At 69.4% G+C, this 17,816-nt stretch carries 8 protein-coding genes and 1 tRNA gene; 1 reads left to right on the top strand and 8 read right to left on the bottom strand.

The window, feature by feature from the left end; all coding sequences use genetic code 11:
• Positions 1-164 precede the first annotated feature (164 nt).
• Entirely contained in the window at positions 165-434 is a 270-nt protein-coding gene (locus KUM49_RS07995) for a winged helix-turn-helix domain-containing protein (RefSeq protein WP_217236009.1), read from the top strand.
• A 50-nt stretch (positions 435-484) separates the two neighbouring features.
• On the opposite strand, the gene pglX is transcribed toward KUM49_RS07995, so the two are convergent.
• From pglX to KUM49_RS07955, 8 genes are all read right to left on the bottom strand, one after another.
• Complete coding sequence (gene pglX / locus KUM49_RS07990) at positions 485-4,291, bottom strand: BREX-2 system adenine-specific DNA-methyltransferase PglX (protein ID WP_217236008.1); 3,807 nt, start codon at positions 4,289-4,291, stop codon at positions 485-487.
• Between the two features lie 117 nt (positions 4,292-4,408).
• Positions 4,409-5,893: a hypothetical protein gene (locus KUM49_RS07985; RefSeq protein WP_254400882.1), complete on the bottom strand. Its 1,485-nt coding sequence runs from the start codon at positions 5,891-5,893 to the stop codon at positions 4,409-4,411.
• Positions 5,893-7,248, bottom strand: coding sequence for a KGGVGR-motif variant AAA ATPase (locus KUM49_RS07980; protein ID WP_217236006.1), 1,356 nt, complete (start codon positions 7,246-7,248; stop codon positions 5,893-5,895). Before KUM49_RS07980 ends, KUM49_RS07985 begins: the two co-directional genes overlap by 1 nt.
• Positions 7,245-7,706 (bottom strand): hypothetical protein, encoded by a 462-nt coding sequence (locus KUM49_RS07975; RefSeq protein ID WP_217236005.1) that lies wholly within the window; start codon positions 7,704-7,706, stop codon positions 7,245-7,247. Before KUM49_RS07975 ends, KUM49_RS07980 begins: the two co-directional genes overlap by 4 nt.
• Positions 7,707-7,809: 103 nt before the next feature.
• A complete protein-coding gene (gene pglW, locus KUM49_RS07970) occupies positions 7,810-12,243 on the bottom strand; it encodes a BREX system serine/threonine kinase PglW (protein ID WP_217236004.1) in 4,434 nt (1,477 codons plus the stop codon).
• Between the two features lie 324 nt (positions 12,244-12,567).
• Positions 12,568-12,640, bottom strand: a tRNA-Lys gene (locus KUM49_RS07965).
• 120 nt (positions 12,641-12,760) lie between these two features.
• Positions 12,761-14,305 carry an amino acid permease gene (locus tag KUM49_RS07960; protein WP_217236003.1) on the bottom strand — a complete coding sequence of 515 codons (1,545 nt, stop codon included), beginning with the start codon at positions 14,303-14,305 and terminating at the stop codon, positions 12,761-12,763.
• A 48-nt stretch (positions 14,306-14,353) separates the two neighbouring features.
• A complete protein-coding gene (locus tag KUM49_RS07955; RefSeq protein WP_217236002.1) occupies positions 14,354-17,485 on the bottom strand; it encodes an FG-GAP-like repeat-containing protein in 3,132 nt (1,043 codons plus the stop codon).
• Between the last annotated feature and the right edge of the window lie 331 nt (positions 17,486-17,816).

The raw sequence follows: 17,816 nt of genomic DNA, 5'->3' as shown, positions 1-17,816 counted from the left end.
GTGGGCCGTGCCCCGGGAGGTCTTCCACACCTCGCCGGGGTCTTGTCATTTCGACCATACCGGGAACTGCGTCCCCCTGCACCCCTCTGCGTTCTACTGGGTTCCAGTGCGGTGGAACGCGTTCTAACCCTGCGTTAAGCGTTGGGGTGCGTCACCGTGGGAGCATGAGTGAGCTTCCGCGCTACGAGTACGTGAAACTCGCCGACGCCATCGCAGCGGAGATCGCGTCCGGCAAATTGCCGCAGGGCGCCGCGCTACCGGGCGAGCGAGCCATGACGGAGCTGCACCGTGTGAGCATCGGTACGGTGCGTCGCGCCATCGTCGAACTCCGAAAACGAGGGCTCGTCGCCACTCTGCCCGCGAAGGGGACGTACGTCATCGGAATGCCGGAGCCAGCCAGCGACGCGCCCGAAGAGGGCGAGCCAGACGCCTGAAGGGGCCGCGCAGTGCGGCCCCTTCAGCGTGAGTCATCCCGTCCCGTCGGCTACTCGGCGGACGACCGCCGACCGCCCCGCTTTTTCTCGGGGCGCCAGTCGCGGAGGTCGGACTCGGAGAGGTGCCGGTCGGTGCGGCCTCGATTGAGTCCGGTCTGGAACTCCTCGGCCGGATTGCCGCCCCACTCCTGGTCGTCCTCGTCGTACCACTGGTGCACCCAGGGCATGATCTCCTGAAGCCCGGCGAGCAGCGGAACGAAGCGCGGGTCATCCTTGTCCCAACCGTCCACCGAGGAACGGTCGTTGATGAGGTTGACGAGGGCTTCGGCCTGGTCGCGGTGGTTCCAGCCGGCCCAGCCGAGCAGAAGCGAGGGGTCACTGTCCGGGGAGGCGCCCGGGTAGGACACGAACCTCTCCTTGGGCACGTCCAGCTTGCCGCGGTTGGACCAGTAGGAGTGCTTGAGGAAGTCGGCGCCGGAGTACTTCGGCGGCACCTTGATGTCGAGCCGCACCCCGTCGCGGTCCTCTTCGCGCTGCTGCTCCCAGACCCGCTCCCACTGCGCGCGCTTGCGCAGACCGGTCTCCTTGTACCGGAGGGCGGCGAGGTAGGGCACGTGCTCGGGCTCGATGACGGCGGCAAGCACGGTCGCGAGAGAGGCTTCGCGGTTACCGAGGTGGTCGGTGGCGTAGAGCGCAGCGACGGCCTGGACGTCCTCGTCATGACGCAGAGCGTCGGCGAGCTGGAAGACGGTGAGTGTGCGGGGTGAGTTGTAGTCCCCCCGCTCCTCAAACCACAGCTCCTCACGCTCGGCGGCATCGAGCAGCCAGGCTCGCAGGGCGGCGGCCTCCCGCTTCTTCCACGGCTCGGTGGACCAGCGCCGCTTGTACTCGGGGCGCTCGATCAGCCGGATGTCCTTGTTGGACTCGATGAGGTCGAGCCGGGCCTGGACGACCTTCTTGTACGCATCGGGCCAGTCGGCCGGGATCTTTGCGGTCGCGGTCTCGGTCGACCCGTGCCGGTCGAACCAGACGGTCTCAATCTCCTCGTCATCAACCCGCTTCTTCAGCGCGATCTCGAAGGCTCGCTGTCCAAGCTGAAGTTGAGGCATGTCGGCGTCGCTCAGCTCGACGAGGTCGCTTGGCAGCGTGGTGAGCGAGACCTCCTTGGGCATGAGCAGCCCGTAAGCGCCGTACACGTTCCAGTCCAGCTCTTCCTGAAGCAGGATCATCCGCGCCCGGATGCGGTCCTGGGCAGCACAAGCTTCATCGAGGGCAGCGCGGGTGGGGGTGGCGGAGGGAGTTAGAGCGGAAGGCTCACACTCGACCAGCTTCTGGGCAAGTGTGTCGAGCTCGCGGGCGAGAGACAGCGGAAGGGTCTTCGGGAGCGGGAACTCCTGAAGCTTGGTGCCAGTGAACTCGTAGAAGCGTTCCCAGTCGTCGCTAGTGAATCCGCCTCCTTCCCCGCGAATCCCCTTGTCATGGCTGACCTGCTTCAGCCAGAAGCAAGCTGCCGAGGAGTTCAACACCCCCAACAGCTCCAAGTGCCGCTCCTCGTTGGCTCCTGCTGGCAGCTTGATCACGGGAGCGGACTGCTTGAACACCTTCCCGCCCCGGTCCAACACGAAGTGGTTATGCGTGGAAACAAAGGAGAAAGCAACAGAAAGATGGCTACGGTACCGCTTAGGAAAGAACATACTGTGCTCGAACCAGCTGAGCCCTCGCTGCTCCGGGGTCTCCCCGAAGTCCAACCGCTCGCGAAGTACTGTGCGGTTCCCCCAGAGGAATTGTTTTTCCGTGGCAAGTAGCGCCCGGGCACTGCCGCGCACACTCTCCGGAGCGATCGTGGCGTAAGGGAAGAAGGTACGCGTAGAAGACGAAATATGGTAGTCCCGAACTTCGTCCCCAAGAATTACTGGCACCGTTCCAAAGGTCAATCCCCGGGTAACCGAAGAAGCCGGAGGCATGTAATAAGCCTCATCAAGCCCAGTGTGCGTAGTGCGCCCAATCTCCGAGATCGAGTCCTTGAGTCGCCCGGGCGCTTGCTCAAGCAGGTGCATGAGAGGTTGAGCACCACCTCCGGAAAGGGACCAGGGAAAGGACGCGAACCGCGCCCGCTTCGCGTCCTCGACGCTTACCCATTCCGACTCGCTCCCCGGATTCCTCACCTGCTCGGTAATCGCGATCCACACAGGCCCGAGCGTGTCACCCTCAGGAACACTGGCTTCACCTCGCACCCCCAGTACAGCTCGAATCGGCTGAGCCTGGCGCGCCACCTGATTACGCCCAGCCAGGATCACCGTTGGGGTGCCATGCCCCGGAATGTAAGCACCTGAGGTATCAATGACATGCGTCAGTTCCACACCGGCGAATTGACGCTTACGTCCGCTTACTGGATCCTTGTAGGGTCCGCCATGGAAGAACGACTCAATAAGAACCTTGCCGAACTCGCGTTTCATGAAAGAGTTCGCCGTGATCTGCCCGGTGAAACCACCGTCTCGGTTGTCACCACCTGCACGCAAGGCAAGCTCGAAGATCCGCTGCGCGAACGGCACCGACAACGAGTACTGGCGTGAACAAGCCCAGTACACATCCCGGTAATTCTGGTTCTCCTGCTTGTCCTTAACCGTGATATACGGCGGGTTCCCCACCACCACGTGATAAGAGCCCCGCCCCAGCAGATCCACCTCCTTCACGTACCCCTTGACGTCCTCCGTCCGGTACGTGAAGACCTCCCCCCGCTCCGCGTCATCCAGCGTCGGCCCGGCCTCCTGCCCCGCCTCACGCCCATGCAACAACGAATCCGCCACAGCCACCCGAATCGGCAGCCCCGGCGCCCGCCGCAGCTCCCGCACCTCGCCCGCCTTCAGCGCAGCCACCAGCAGCCGGAATCGAGCAATCGACACCGCGAACGGGTTCTTGTCCGCCCCATGCACCGACTCCAGCGCCCGCCGAATCAGCACCCACGGGTCAGTCCCGGGCTCCAACTCCCGCCACTTCTCCAGCAACCGCCCGAACAACCCCAGCAGGAAGTGCCCCGACCCACACGCAGGGTCGATGCAACGCAGGCCATGAACCTGACCGTCGTCATCCACATCCCCCCGCCACCCCTCCGGCCGGTACTTCCACACGGGGTCGAGGCCGAACTCCTCCACCGCCGGCTCCAAGGTCAGGTCGAGGATGAACTCCTCGACGAACACCGGGGTCTGCAGCAGGGCGTACGTCTTGCGGGCGTACTCCGAGAGGTCCTGGTACAGGTCGCCGAGGAAGCGCGTGCTCAGCTCCGGGTCGGTGAAGTCGTAGCGGATCTCGCCGTCCGGGCCCCGCTCGCGCCAGAAGGCGAGCAGGCGGGTGGCGGCCTCGTACGACGGCGTGACCTCCCACATCGGGTTGTGCTCTTCGTCGAAGAGGTCGGCCGCAGTCGGGTGGGCCTCGGCGAGCGCCTTGAAGGCCGCCTTCAGCCAGTCCCGGTCGTTCTGGTCGGGGTGGAGCCGGAAGTGGTCGTCGTGCCGGTCCTGCGCCTCGGCCAGGCGGTCACCGGGACCGGAAAGCCAGGCGTCCGGGATGAGCCCGTTGTCCTCGCTGAAGCGGACGAAGACGCACGCCAGGACCCACGCGGCGGCGATCTGCACCAGCCGCCCGTCGAGCCAGGTCTCGTAGTGGTCAGCGACAGTGCGCTCCGACTCCACGGCGTGGGCGTACTCGGCCAGCAACGGAGGGTCGAACTCCTCCAGCCCCGCCCGCCCCCTGAGGTCCTCCTCCAGCAGCGCGACCTGCTTCTGCAGATCCTTGAGCAGCGCCTGCTGCCTCTCGCGGTCCAGCGACGCGCCCGTCGTAGTGCGGGCTTCCTCAGACGACACCGGCGGAACCTCTCCATCCCCATCACAACCGCCGCATTACCACGGCCGTCCGCCCATCCTGCCAGCCCGGACATACGAACCGTGAGCGGCCGGGAGCAGCGAAGCCCTGCCACCCGGCTACGGCGTCGGCTTCGAAACCCCGCCCTTGCGCCCCAGCCCGAAGGCGATCCGGTACACGTCGGGCAGGTCGAGCCGCCCGTCACTGCGGGGCCCCGTCATCACGCCGAGCTCCCTCAATTCGGTGATCAGCCGTGGCAGGTCGTCGGGGTGCCGGGGGCCCGTGCGGACGCGCTCGGGGATGTCGGCCTGGGCGTAACGCGCGGAGTCCTTCGCGAGCTGCGCCGGCAGGTTCCCGTCCTGCCAGATGCGGAGCACGGTTTCCTCCTCGATCGGCACCTGGCAGCCCTCAAGCGCCTCTATGGCCAGCTTCACCCACGGCGTGTCCTCGCTGACCTCGTCCACCCGGCCCTGCGACGCGTCCTGCACGCCCTTGCGGATCGCCTCCTGGTGCAGGGCACGGTCATGGCCCGGCCAGCCCGAGCGTGTGGCCTCGGCCGCCGTCCACAGGGCCTTGAGGAAACTGCGGGGACTGATCCTGCCCTGGCCGTCCATCAGATGGTTGGGCAGCCACGTGTAGGGCCTGCCCTTGCGGTAGTTGGCGCCCATGAACGGGTCCGCGATCTGCTCGAACAGCTCGCTCTGGATCTCCTCGTCGTTGCGCAGAAGGGCCGGGGGAACGTGCCGCGCGCCCCAGGCGAGCGGTTCCCATCCACCCGTAACGCGACGGAAGCGGTGCGCCAGCTCGGCCAGCTCCCCGTCCTCGTTGCCGAGGAAGTGGAACAGCAGCCCGTACAGGTCGGCGCGGGTCCACTCCAGGCGGGCCGCGTAGCCCGACAGTTTGGAGGCGTCCGCGAAGTGGAGCTTCGCCGCGTCGAACATGTCCGGGCGGATGAACACCTTCAGGCGGATGTTGCGCGTGCCGAACCGCATCTGCAGGGCGAGGCGCAGGATGCCGCCCACGAGCCGGTCGGCATGCAGGCGGTCGTGGTGCAGGTGCTCCAGGGCGTCGAAGAGCAGCAGGTGGACGATGTTCTCCTCATACGCCTGCCGGTCCGCGTGCTCCACCGTGCGCTGGGCCGGTCCGGGGTGGGCCCGTACCCAGGCGACCTTGTCGGGCCATTCGGTCAGTGTGCGCAGCTCCTCCTGGCCGAGGGCCACCAGGAGGACCGTGTACCAGATGTCGTACGGCTGCTCACCGGACGCGATCATGCCGTTCAGGTCACCGGGACCCGGATAGCACTCGGAGATCCAGTCAAGACCGTAGCCCCGGGCGACCCTGAGCCGGTTCAGCCGCCGAATGCGGTACTCGGTGGCCGCCAACTCACGCAGGCCGTCGTCCAACAGTGAGCGGTACCAGAAGGTCTTGCCGACGCCCCGCCCGCCCGGCACCACCGTGTTGTCGACGTAGAGGGCCGTGCGGTGCGAGTCCGGCATGAACAGGGTGTGCGCGGTGGGCGGCCGGGTGTCGGCGTACGCGGCCTCCTCCAGCGCGGCCGACAGCAGGTCGCGGTACTCGCCCGCGGTGAGAGGGGCGTCGGTCATCACGGTCCTTCCTGGTCCCCGCGCGCGGCCAGGGCAAGCCTGACCATCTCGCTGATGGTGGCCAGGAATTCACCGTACGCGGCCTGGACGAACGCGCGGTCCTGCCAACCCGGCGCGTTGCCCGCGTCCATGCCGACCAGTCCCGGCTCGAACAGGATGGGGATGGCCCAGTGGGGGGCCGAGTCGTCGTTCCTGCGCGACGTCTCGTCCGGTGCGACCTCGCCGTACAGCACGCTGAAGCACTCGAACGCCCGCTCGCGGAACGCCTCCAGGTACTTCTCCATCGGATAGTGCACCGAGTCGGGGACCATCGAGGCCACCATGCGCAGCTTCTCCTCGATGCGCGGGGCCTGACCGGAGACCTGCCAGGCCGTGAACAGGTCGCCGTAGCCCTCCCAGGTCTGGTCGTTGTTCGCGCCGAACAGCAGCGCCAGGTCGGACAGCCGGGAGATGGTGACGGCCGCCACGTCGTGGATGCCGGCCCGGCTGTCCAGCAGGACGACGTCGGGGTGCCGGCCGCTGTCGCTGTACCGTTCCACGGCGTCCTCGCAAGCGCACAACGCCTGCTCCAGCCGGTCCGCGAAGGACGCGGCGGGGGTTTCGGCGTAGATGCGGTTCAGCTTGTCCACGTACGAGTACGGGACACCCTCGGCGCCCTGGCCCCGTGCCGGAGCCACCCACAGTTCACCGACGCGGACCTTGGGCGTGTACGAGGAACGCGTCACGATCTCCAGGTCCTCGGCGTTGCCCACCGCCGCCTCCACGAGCTGGTCCACCAGCCCGTACTGCGGCAGCTCCTTACCCACGAGCAACGGACCCGCACCCGGCGACTCCAGGTCCAGGTCGACCACCAGGACGGAATGTCCCCGGTCGGACAGTCGGCGCGCGAGCATGGACATCGCCGTCGTTCTGCCGACGCCGCCCTTGAACCCGTAGAGGGCGATGCGATACGGGCGGGGCCTGCCGGGAGCGAACTCGGGAGTGGACACCTTGGCCCAGTCCTCGCCGACGACCGTGTTGTCCAGGAAACGGACCGAGCCCCCGTCGGACGATCCGGCGGGGTCTGACACGGTGCGGGGGGAGTTCAGTACCGCGTCCGCAGAGAACATCTCGGAGGTGAGCAGCACGGGCTGGTCGGACCGGTACCGGCCCAGGCGCTCGGTGAGCTCCGCCGTCCAGGCGTCCCGCAGCCGGTCCGTGCCGTCCTCACCCGTGTCGTCGACAACCAGGGAGAAACGGCCGGACACGTCCCGGACGAGCACCACGGAGAAACCCTGTGCGGCCACGGCACGCGCGATCTCGAACGCTCGCTGCCGGGCCTCGTCGAAGCGGACGACGAAGGGAGAGGTGGTCACGCGAGCCTTCCGTTGAGCACGGCCTGTTCGTGCAGGGCGAGTATGCGGTGGGCCGCGTCCCGGCGCTTGTCCACCACTTCCGTCTGTGCGTAGGTGCCGTCCGAGTAGCGGTGATGCACACGCCACCTTCTGAAGGCACGCAGGTCGCCGTCGAGCGCGGTGCTGAGTGCCGGCCCGGACCGACCGCGTGCCAGCACTTTGACCTCCCTGACCAGTTCGTTGACATGACCGAACTCGATGGTGCGGTCCGGGTCGTCGGGGTGCGGGGCCTCGGGTTTGGGCGAGCCCATGGTCACTTCCGTGAACCGCAGCAACAGACTCTTCACCGCGCACTCGGCCGCGAACCCGTAGAGGTGGTCGGCGGAGGGCAGTCGAGAGCCCTTGTGCAGGTAGTCGGCGTCGCGGAAGTGCCGCGTCGCGGCGGCGGCGAACTGGTCCTCTTGAGGCTTTTCCGGCACCACCGGATCCTAAGCCGATCATCGGCATGAGGCAGGTGGATTGCGAACCCAACAAGAACGTCGAGCGCGGAACTTGCCAGCCCCCCGCTCTCAACTTCCCTGCCTACGGCACCCGTACGCCGTCCTGCTGCTCCTCCAACTCCTTCAGGAACAGCCCCACCAGCTCCGCCTTCTCGCTCCGGTCCACGACGTCCACCGTGCACCCGTCCAGAGCGGCCGAAGCCTCCGGGTCCTCCATGGGGACGAGGAGCCACAGGCCGTGCGGAGGATCGGCCGGCCGCCGAGCCGCCTCCTGCAACACCACCAGCAGCTCGCGCCCCCCGGCCGACCAGTAGCGGGCCACCAGGCCGGCCTGGTGGAGGAGAAGGACCGTACGCGGCCCCGAACGCTCCGCCAGCGCGACCACCCGCGCCGCGAGCCGCTCACACGCCAGTCGCGTGTAGGAGGCGAGACCCGCACCGATCGTGCCCGAGACGGAGAACTTCGCGTCCGCCTTCAGCAGCGCCTGCCACGAGACCCCCTGCTCCTCGGCCAGTTCCCGCAGTGTGGTCAGGAACAACTCGTCGAGGGCGACGGGCACGACGCCGAAGCGGTCTGCCAACCGCTCCGCCACACAGGGCAGTGCGGTTCCCTTGAGAGTGAGCGCGACGAAACCACCCCGCCGGCGTGCCGTCTCCAGCCGGGCGGCCAGGACGCGGCGCGGGTCGCGGCCCAGCGCCAGATCGCTCTGAGCAGCGTCGATCAGGGAACCCGTGCTGGTCAGGATCGACACCGACGGCTCGATACGGCTGCCCGTCACCTCCGGGGTGCGCGGCATGAAACGTCTGCGCTGGTGGTCGTAGACGAGCGGGAAGTCGGCCTCTTGGAGGGCCTCCTCCAGCTCCACGTACGTGGTGTCGGCCAGCACCGCCAGGCCTGGGAAGCGGGAGCGGACCCGGGCCAGCAGGTCATCTGTGGCGATGCCGGTGTCCGCCCGTACGCCCGCGGCTGACTGCGAGATGCGCAGGGCGCGGACGAGGTCCAGGTCCAGCGGGAAGAGCTCCAGGCGCGGACTGACGCCGACCCTGCCCGCCATGGCCGCAGCCAGCTCGACGAGCCGGGTGTCGGCCAGGGACGCCATGCCCTCGGGGGCGCCGACCGCGCGCAGTTCGCGCAGCACCGTCGCCCGGCCGGGCAGCGGGTCGCGGTGGGCCACCCTGGCGGCGGCCACGCCGAGTTCCGCCGCGTAGTCGGCGAGTTCGGCTGGGGTCGGATCGTCGGCTCCCGGCTGGTCCTCCAGCGCCAGCAGCACGCGTCCGCCGCGCCGCAGCATCGCGAGCCGGGGCGACGGTTCGGCGTCGGGCCCCGTCTCCCCCCCCTCGATCCGCTTACGGGCCTCCGTGTCCGCGGCCGCGCGGACCACGGCGAGAGCCATCGCGAGCGTGTCGGCGGGGTCGCCGTCGCCCGCCGCCCCGTGCCGGGCGCGCAGTTCACCGGCCAGCTCCTCCGCCGTCAGCACCCGGCCCTGTTCGGCCAGGATGACGACCAGCTCGTCGCGGATCCCGCGCAGCCACGGCAGTGCGGCCCACTGCTCGACCGCCGCCTGCTGATGCTGGGAGACCGTGGGCTGGCTGATGCCGAGGGCCTTGGCGATGGCCGGCTGAGCGGGCCACGGCTCCAGGGGCTCGCCACCGGGCAGCTGGAGCGTGGTCCGTACGACGTCCGGGCGCGGCTTGGTCCGGCGCTTGCCCTCCGGGGGCGTGAGCCTGGCCGCCAGCGTCTCCACCGACTCCAGCGCCTCCGGCTGGGCGTCCGCCGGGACGGCCACGGGGCCTCGCGCGGCGGGGCGCTTGCGCAGGGCGTGCGTCCACTGGCGGTGGCGGCGGTTGAGCTCCTTGCGGATCACGTTGCCCGCGCCCCGCGCGCGGGAGATCGCGTGCGGAGGGACGTCGAGCAGGGCCCCGACGCTCGACGCGCCCAGAGCAGCCGCCACGGACACCGCACGCGGGGACAGTCCCGCCGCCTCCAGCGGGGTCTTCAGGCCGGCCGCCGCCGCGGCCTGCTCGCGGGCGTCCTCGATGTCGTCGGCGGTCATGCCGACCGTGGCGGGAGTGGTCGCGGGGGGTGACGAGTCGGCTCGGCGGAAGATCCGGCGCCATGCCTCCTGCATGTCGCGCAGACTGTCGTAGCGCTGCTCGACATCGCGGTGCAAGGCACGTTCGAAGAACTCGGTCAGACCCGCGCTCAGCGCCTGGTCGAACAGTTCTTCGGCCACATAAAGCTTGGCGTCCGGGACGGCCAGCGGATTGGTCTGGCCGTCGCCCCACACCGGGCGCTCACCGGAGGCCATCTCGTGCAGGGTGACCGCGGCGGCGTACCGCTCGGCGTGGTCGTCGTAGCGCGCCCGGCGGCTGCCGCCGAGGAACGGGTCCAGATAACCGCGGGTCCCCGCGTGCAGGTCCTGGTCCGGTACGTCGGCCAGGGAGAAGTCGAACAGCATCAGCTGCCAGGAGCCGTCGCTGCGCTTGAACAGGCCCAGGTTGTCGGGCTTGATGTCGCGGTGACGTACCCCGCGGGCAGCCAGGCTGTCGAGAGATCCGAAGAGGTCGTTGCCGAACCGCTCCAGCTGGTCGTAGCCGAGCGCCCCCTCGCCCCGCAATCGGGAACCGAGGCTGACCGGATCCCGGTCGGCCGGCGAGCGGAAACCGCCCGCGTATTCGATCTCCAGCACCGTGCGCCCACCGAGCTGGCGAGGCTCGGAGAGCAGTTTCACGATGTGGCCGCCGCCGACCTCCTTCAACGCCTCGGCCTCCGCGTACAGGCGGGCGTCCTTCTCGTGGTCCAGGGCGACCTTGAAGACACGCGGCGAGTCCGCTCCGGCGTCGTCCGGGTCGTCGGCCGTGGGACGCACGAGCAGGGCGCGGGCGGTGGCGCCCGTGCCGAGGATGCGGGTGACCGTCCAGGTGTCGTCCAGCGTCTGGCCCGGCTGGACGGTCAGCGGGTCCACGGCCGCCGCACCCGATGGCTCGGGCACCGCGGCATCGGCCTCCGCCGCGTCCAGCAACCTCAGGAACTCGTCCGCCGACGCCGGCCGGTCGCGTACGTCGGCCGCGGTGGCCTGGAACACCAGGGAGTCAAGGGCGGCGGAGATGCCGTCGGCGACCGCGTACGGATGCAGACCGCCCTCGGCCGCCAGCCGGTCCACCAGGGCGCTGCGCCGGTCGGCCGGCGGGCGGCCGGTAAGCAGCAGATAGGCAAGGCTGCCCAGCCCGAACACGTCGAGGTCGACGGGGTCGGCGAACTCCTGGTCGGTCTCGGGCGCGAGATACACCTGTGCGACGTCCGCGATCAGACCGGCGTCCAGTGGGGTGTCCCCCAACGTCCGGTGCAGGGTCGTCTCGAAGTCGCGCGCGGCGGTCTGCCAGTCCGCGATCCTCAAGACCGGATCACCGCCGTCGTCCTGGGCCGACACGTAGACCGAGCGCGCGGACAGGGCACGATGGTAGAGGGACCGGTTGTGGGCGTAGCGCACCGCCTCGGCGAGCTGACGCACCAGATCCAGGCGGACCTCAGGGGTGAGCCGACCGCCGTATGCGTCAAGGTAGGCGTCCAGCCGCAGGTCCGAGGCACGGTGCCGGAACAGGATCGCCGGGCCGCCGACGTGCTCGCGGATCTGCACGGCCTGCACGATGCCGCGGTGGTTGATGCCCTGCAGCACCTGGTACTCGCGGAGGGCCGCCCGATCCACCGCCTGGCGCTGCTGCGGCGACGACGCCTGCCCGGCCAGGTATATCCGCACCCGGCCACTCTCTTGGACCAGACCGTCGTCGCGCACTGCGAGCCGGTCCTCCCAGCCAGGGCCCGCGTCCAGCGCGCGCGGCTCCAGCCGCCAGTCGTCCCCGAAGCGAAGGTGCGCCGTGGAGTGACTGACCCCGATGTGCTTCATCAGACGTTCGAGGAGCTGGCCGGTCTGCGGGGTGATACGCCAGCTCTCGCGCTCGGGCGGCATGCTCAACAGGCCGTCCCAGACGCCCGGCAGGTCGCTGCCGCCCCCGTTGCGGCCGTACACCGCGGCCTGCTGGAATTCGTCGAGCTCGCTCCGCAGGTCAGGGTTGTGCAGGAAGACAGCAGGCTTGATGAAGGGGATCCGCCTCGGGTCCTCACCCAGGGCGCGCGCGGCCCGCGTCAGCTGGTCCTTGAGCTCCTTGGCCTTGAGGTCGGTCAGGTGCAGCGGGTTCTTCAGCGTGCGCACCCGCTCGGCGTGGAACTGCCAGGTGTCGCCGTGGTTCACCAGCCTGCCGGGGTGGCCCTTCAGCTCCAGCAGGTACACCCCACCGGGCACGGCGATCAGCAGATCGCACTCGTTGACGCGGCCGGAGGACCCGGTGAACTGGAAGGTGGCCCACGCTCGGTACGGCTCGGCCTGCGGCATCAGCTGCCGTACGTGATCAAGCCCCTCCTGCTCCCACGCGTAACCGGAGCGCCGCGGCTGGAACCAACGCTCACGGGCCGGAGGAGGCCCGGGCTTCGGAACGGGCTGCCGCGCAGTTGGCGTCACCGAGGGCCTCCTGGTGCGATCGGGTGTTGACGTGGGCAGTCAGGAACCGATGCAAGCCGCACTCGGACACGACGACGTGGTGCTCCTGCGGCCATAAGCAAGGCGCCCTGGCACCGACAGCCGCCCCACACCCTGCTCGGTCTGACGGCATCCTAGTCTTTGCCGTTCGTCCGGTCCGGACCGATGTCGGGCACAAGCGGCTGCTCGACATCGCGAGGCATGTTCAAGTCAGCTGAGGTCTCAACGAGACAGCGCCCGAGCCGGCCGAAGCCAGCCCGAGCGCTGCACTACGGGTCAGAGGGCACGTAGCCCACCCGCAAGCCGTAGGCCCTGTGGGACTCGAACCCACAACCAATGGATTAAAAGTCCACTGCTCTGCCAATTGAGCTAAGGGCCCAGGCGATGTTGCCACCCCGAGCATAGCCGGAGCAGGCCGTGTCGCCGATCGGGTATCGGGGACACGGCCGTGCCGGATGAAAAGGATGGGCCGGTGTGGGTCCGGGGCGGGTCCAAAGTGTTAGGGATCGACCGGTTCGGGGGCGTTCGCGCGAGCCGCCTCCCGGGCGCGGGTCCGCTCGTGGTCGGGGTTGAGGAACCAGTGCCGGGCCGAGGCCAGCCACCACGTCGAGGCGAAGCCGAGGACGGCCAGGACGGCGAGGGGGGCGTAGTTGAAGGTCTCCCAGGTGACGGGGGAGACCTGGGGCAGCATGAACAGGACCGTGATCACGCCGACCCACACCACCGACACGACGCCCACGATCCGCGACCAGCGGCCCAGGTGCCACGGCCCGCGTTCGAAGGCCTCCCCCTTCCGCAGCCGCAGCAGGGTCGGGATGACGTACGCGATGTACAGGCCGATCACGGCGATCGACGTCACCGCCGCGTACGCGGTCACGTTGATCAGGTACGGAAGGCCCAGGACCAGCGCGCTGCCCGCCGCCAGCCAGACCGCCGCCACGGGCGTGCGTGTGCGCGGGTTGACCGTGTGCCACACGCGCGAGTAAGGCAGGGCGCCGTCGCGCGAAAAGGCGTAGATCATGCGGCTGTTGGCCGTGACCGACGCCATCCCGCAGAACAACTGCGCCCCGATCACGACCAGCAGGAGCATCTTGCCCGCCGTCGCGCCCAGCGCGTCCAGCAGGATCTGGGCCGGCGGCGCGCCCGTCGCGGACCCGAGGGCAGCGTCGTACGACTGGATCGCGAAGGTGAAGCCGAGCAGCAGGACGAAACCCGCTATCCACGACGTCCAGATCGAGCGGACGATCCCCTTGGGGCCCGCCGTCGACGCGTCCCGGGTCTCCTCCGTCATGTGGGCCGAGGCGTCGTAGCCGGTGAAGGTGTACTGGGCCATCAGCAGGCCCAGGAGGACGACGTACACCCCGCTGCCCCAGCCCGTGTTGTTGACGAACTCGCCGAACACGAAGGACGCGGACTGGTGCTGGTCGGGCACGAAGGTCAGCGCGCCGACGATCACCGCCACGCCCAGCACGTGCCACCAGACGCTGACGCTGTTCAGCAGACCGACGATCCGGACGCCGAAGGTGTTCAGCAGGCCGTGCAGCACCAGGATGCCCGCGAAGAGCAGGACCGTGCGGCCCGGTGTCACCTCGAAGTCGAACTGGAGGTTCAGGTAGGCGCCGAGGAAGGACGCCGCCCCGAAGTCGATGCCCGCGGTGACCGCGACCTGGCCGAGCACGTTGAACCAGCCCGTGAACCAGGCCCACGCGGCCGCGGTGCGGGACGGGGCCAGGCGGTGCGCCCAGAAGTAGAGGCCCGCCGACGTGGGGTACGCCGAACAGATCTCGGCCATCGACAGGCCGACGAAGAGGGTCATCAGGCCTACTGCCACCCAGCCCCACATGATCACGGCCGGGCCGCCCGTGTTCATGCCGAACAGATACAGCGTCAGGCAGCCCGAGAGGACCGAGATGATGGTGAAGGAGACCGCGTAGTTGGAGAACGCCGACATGCGGCGGGCGAGAACCTGCGTGTAACCGAGCTGGGCCAGCCGTTCCTCGTCCGTGAGATCCGTATGCCCGCTCGCTCTGGCGTCATCTGTCATGCCCCCAGCAATTCCCCTGCCAGGGGCGTGACACACGTCACAACTTGGCTAGAAAAGGCCCTTGTAGCCCTGCCAGCCGCTCGTGATCTTCACCCGGGCCCCGAACGACCCCTTGCCGTCACCCGGGTTGCGGTACAGGTTGCCCGCCGAGTCCCGCACCACCAGGTCGCTCCTGCCGTCCCCGGTGATGTCCCCGACGCCGACGATCGCGTTGTAGGTGCCACCCCAGTTGGAGAACACCTTCACGCGGGCGCCGAAGGCGCCGTTGCCCTTGCCGTAGTAGCGGTACAGGTTGTTCGACGTGTCCTGGGCGAGCAGGTCACCCACCCCGTCACCGTTCAGGTCACCCGCCCCGACGACCTTCTTGTACGTCTTCCAGTTGTCGTAGAGCTTCACCCGCGCCGACAGCTTGCCCGCGCTCGTGCCCTTGTACAGGTACACCGTGCCGGTCGACGCGTTGCGCGCGACCAGGTCCGGACGGCCGTCGCCGCTCACGTCACCGGGCGCGGTGAGCAGGTCGTACTGGTTCCAGCCGCCGGCCGAGAGAGTCGTGTACGACGTCGACGGCGTCAGCGCGGCACCGCAGCCCGGCTTGTACAGCCGCAGGGCGCCACTGCTCAGCCGTACGAGCACGTCGTTGCAGCGGTCCCCGCTCAGGTCCCCGAAAGGGACCGCCCGGACCGAGGTGGCCCAGCCCGTCCCGGTCACCTTTCCGGAGAACGTGCCCGCGCCGGTGCCCTGCTGAAAGGTCAGTCCGCCGGAGGAGTTGAGAGTGAGCAGGTCGCCCACCCCGTCGCCGCCGAGGTGGTCGTGCCGCACCGCGCCGGCGCCGCGCAGCGCGAGCGAGCCCTTCACCTCCAGCGGAGCGCCGACACCGTCGGCGGGCGGGGCGGTGAGGGTCCAGGTGTACGACCCGTTCGGCGCGTACGCGCCCGCCGCCGTCTTCCCGTCCCACGCCGCGTCGACGGCCCCGCGGGTCTCGCCGCCGCTCAGCGTGCGGACCGTCGCGCCGGTCGCCGACCTCACCGTCAGCTTCCAGGAGGCGGCCGGCTTGGACAGCCTCCAGGACGGCTTCCAGGTGGCAGGCGCCTTGAGGGTGCCGGTCGTGCTCGCCGTTACCGCCGTCAGCGGCGAGGCGGGCACCCCGCTCGCCACGACGTGGACCACCTTCTCCTGGTCGACGTAGGCGATGCCCCCGCCGAAACGGTCCACCGCCCAGGTACGGCGCCGGCTGTCGCTGCCGTCGCCGGACATGGGGATGCCGAGGTCCCGGGTGACGGCGGAGCCGCTCTGGAACTCCGTCAGGCGCAGGTCGGAGCTCGTGTAGCGCTGGTTGACGAAGTAACCGTCGCCGAGCAGGCCGCCCCGCCCGGCGGGCAGCGCGACCTTCGCGCCGGTCTTCACGTTGACGACCCCGTGCTGGCGGAACTGCTCGCACGTCCAGTACAGCCACGGCCCGGCGCTCTGCAGCTCCACCGGCACACAGGGCGCACCGGTGTCGAGGGTCCCGGCGTCCTTGCCGGTCGCGAGGTCCTTGCGGGCGACGGTCCCCGCCGTCGCCGTGGCCGCGTAGAGCGTGCCGCCCCACACGGTCGCGCCCGTCTGCGCCCGCTGGTCGACCACCGTTCCGGTGTCGAGGTCGACGACGATGGTCTTCCCGTCCGTGACGGGCGCCCCGGGCACGGTCGGACGGCCGCTCTGGTAGACGGCGTACCGTCCGAAGGAGTCGGTGAGCCGCCCGTCGAAGTCGCCGGTCAGCGCCCGGTCCGCCTGCTCGGGCCCACGCCGGCCGACGATCTCGACCTGCGGGCCGCTCTGGTAGTTGCGGACCTGGTAGACACTGCGCCCGTCACCGCTGTTGAAGAGCTGGGTGCAGGGGTTCTGCCCGCAGACCGTGTAGTCGTACGACCTTCCGCTCTCGCGTCCCACCCATGCCGGGCCGGACGCGGAGGTGGGCGCCTGGGCGGGGCTGAGGGTGCGGTTGTAGAAGCCGGCGCCCTGCGGGCCGTCCTTCTCCACCGTCGACAGCGTGCCCGCGCTCAGCGCGATCGCGTCGATGCCGGTCGCGACCGGGGCCACGCGCCGCAGCTTCTGCAGCTGGGGCAGGCCGTCCGCGCCCACCGTCGCCTTCTGCAGGTACCAGTCCGCCGAGGAGGTCCCGCCGATCACCGCGACCCCGCCGCCCGCGATCTGCACGGCCTCCTTGTCGGCCTTGTCCAGCAGCGTCCGCCGCTGCTGTCCGAACGACACGGCGACCAGGTTCCGCTTCAGCGCCGCGTCCGTGCCGTCGGCCTGGGTGAAGGCGAGCAGCCAGCCCTCGAGCAGACCGACCTTGCCGAGGTCGAGGTCGGCCGGGACCGGGAAGACCCGCTCGGGTGCGTCCAGATCGGTGCGCGAGCGGACGTGTGCGGTGCGGTCGCCGTCGATCCAGAGCAGGTCGTCGCCGGCGACGGCGACGCTCCCGGCGCTCGCGGTGAAGGAACGTACCTGCCCGGTCTTCAGGTCGACCAGGCCGAGCCAGCGGCGGGCCTCGGGCGTCTCCGGGTCGGTGGAGAACCGTACGACCGCCTCGTCCCTGTCACCCGCGATCAGCCGTACGCCCATCAGGTCCGTGCCCTCGGGCCAGCCGGTGACGGTCACCTTGGCGTCGGCCACCGGGTTTTCGGCGGGCAGCAGGTACCAGCTGTCGACGGTCTGCAGGTCGTCGTCCGTGTAGTCCTTCACCAGGGCCGTGGAGCCGACCAGCCCCTGGAAGAGGTCACCGGACGGCACGGAGAAGCGGCGCGAGGAGCCGTCCGCCATGTTCCGGATGTCGATCCAGCCCAGGTGGTGGTGGGCCACGTAGTCCGACTCGGCGCCGAACTCGGCGAAGGCGGCGTCCTCGTTGTTGCCGTAACCGAGGTTCGTGGTCTCCCCCGTGTCGAGCCGGGTCCACGCGAACTCCTCCCCGAACCCCTCGACCGCGTCCTCGGCCGAGTGCACGAACCCGCTCGCGCCGAAGGAACCCAGCGACTCCTCCCGGGGTACGCCACGCCAGTTGGGCGTGATGTCCAGCGGGACGGCCGCCGCGCCCTCCGCGGCAGCGGCCGGTGCGGTGACGACGGGGGCGAGCCCGACAGCCAGGGCCAGGACGGCCAGGGCGGCAGCCGTACGCCGCCCTCTCACCGGAACGTTCCCCATCAGAAGCCCCCCTTGTAGCCCTGTCGGCCGGTCGCGATCTCCACGCGCGCGGCGAACGAGGCGGTTGAGGACGAAGTAGTGGCCTCTCGGTGCGGTGTCCGCGGCCGCGAGGCCTGCGGTGGTCAGCGAGCCAGCGCCAAGGGCGTCCTGGCTCGGCGAAGTGAGAGTGATCCGGGCGCGCCGGGTCAAGGTCCCTCCCCAGGGAAAAAGTGAAAGGCACGACGGCCGGCCGCGTCGAAGATCCCCCATGGCCACGGCTCGTCATGCAAACCAGGGGATGTTAACAACCGCCACACAGGTTCCGGTAGTGAATTGGCGTCACGGGGGAAAG

The organism is Streptomyces sp. AC555_RSS877 (assembly GCF_019049245.1).
Taxonomy (GTDB): Bacteria; Actinomycetota; Actinomycetes; order Streptomycetales; family Streptomycetaceae; genus Streptomyces.
The sequence above is the reverse complement of the archived record's forward strand: the minus strand, read 5'-3'. Positions and strand labels throughout refer to the sequence as shown.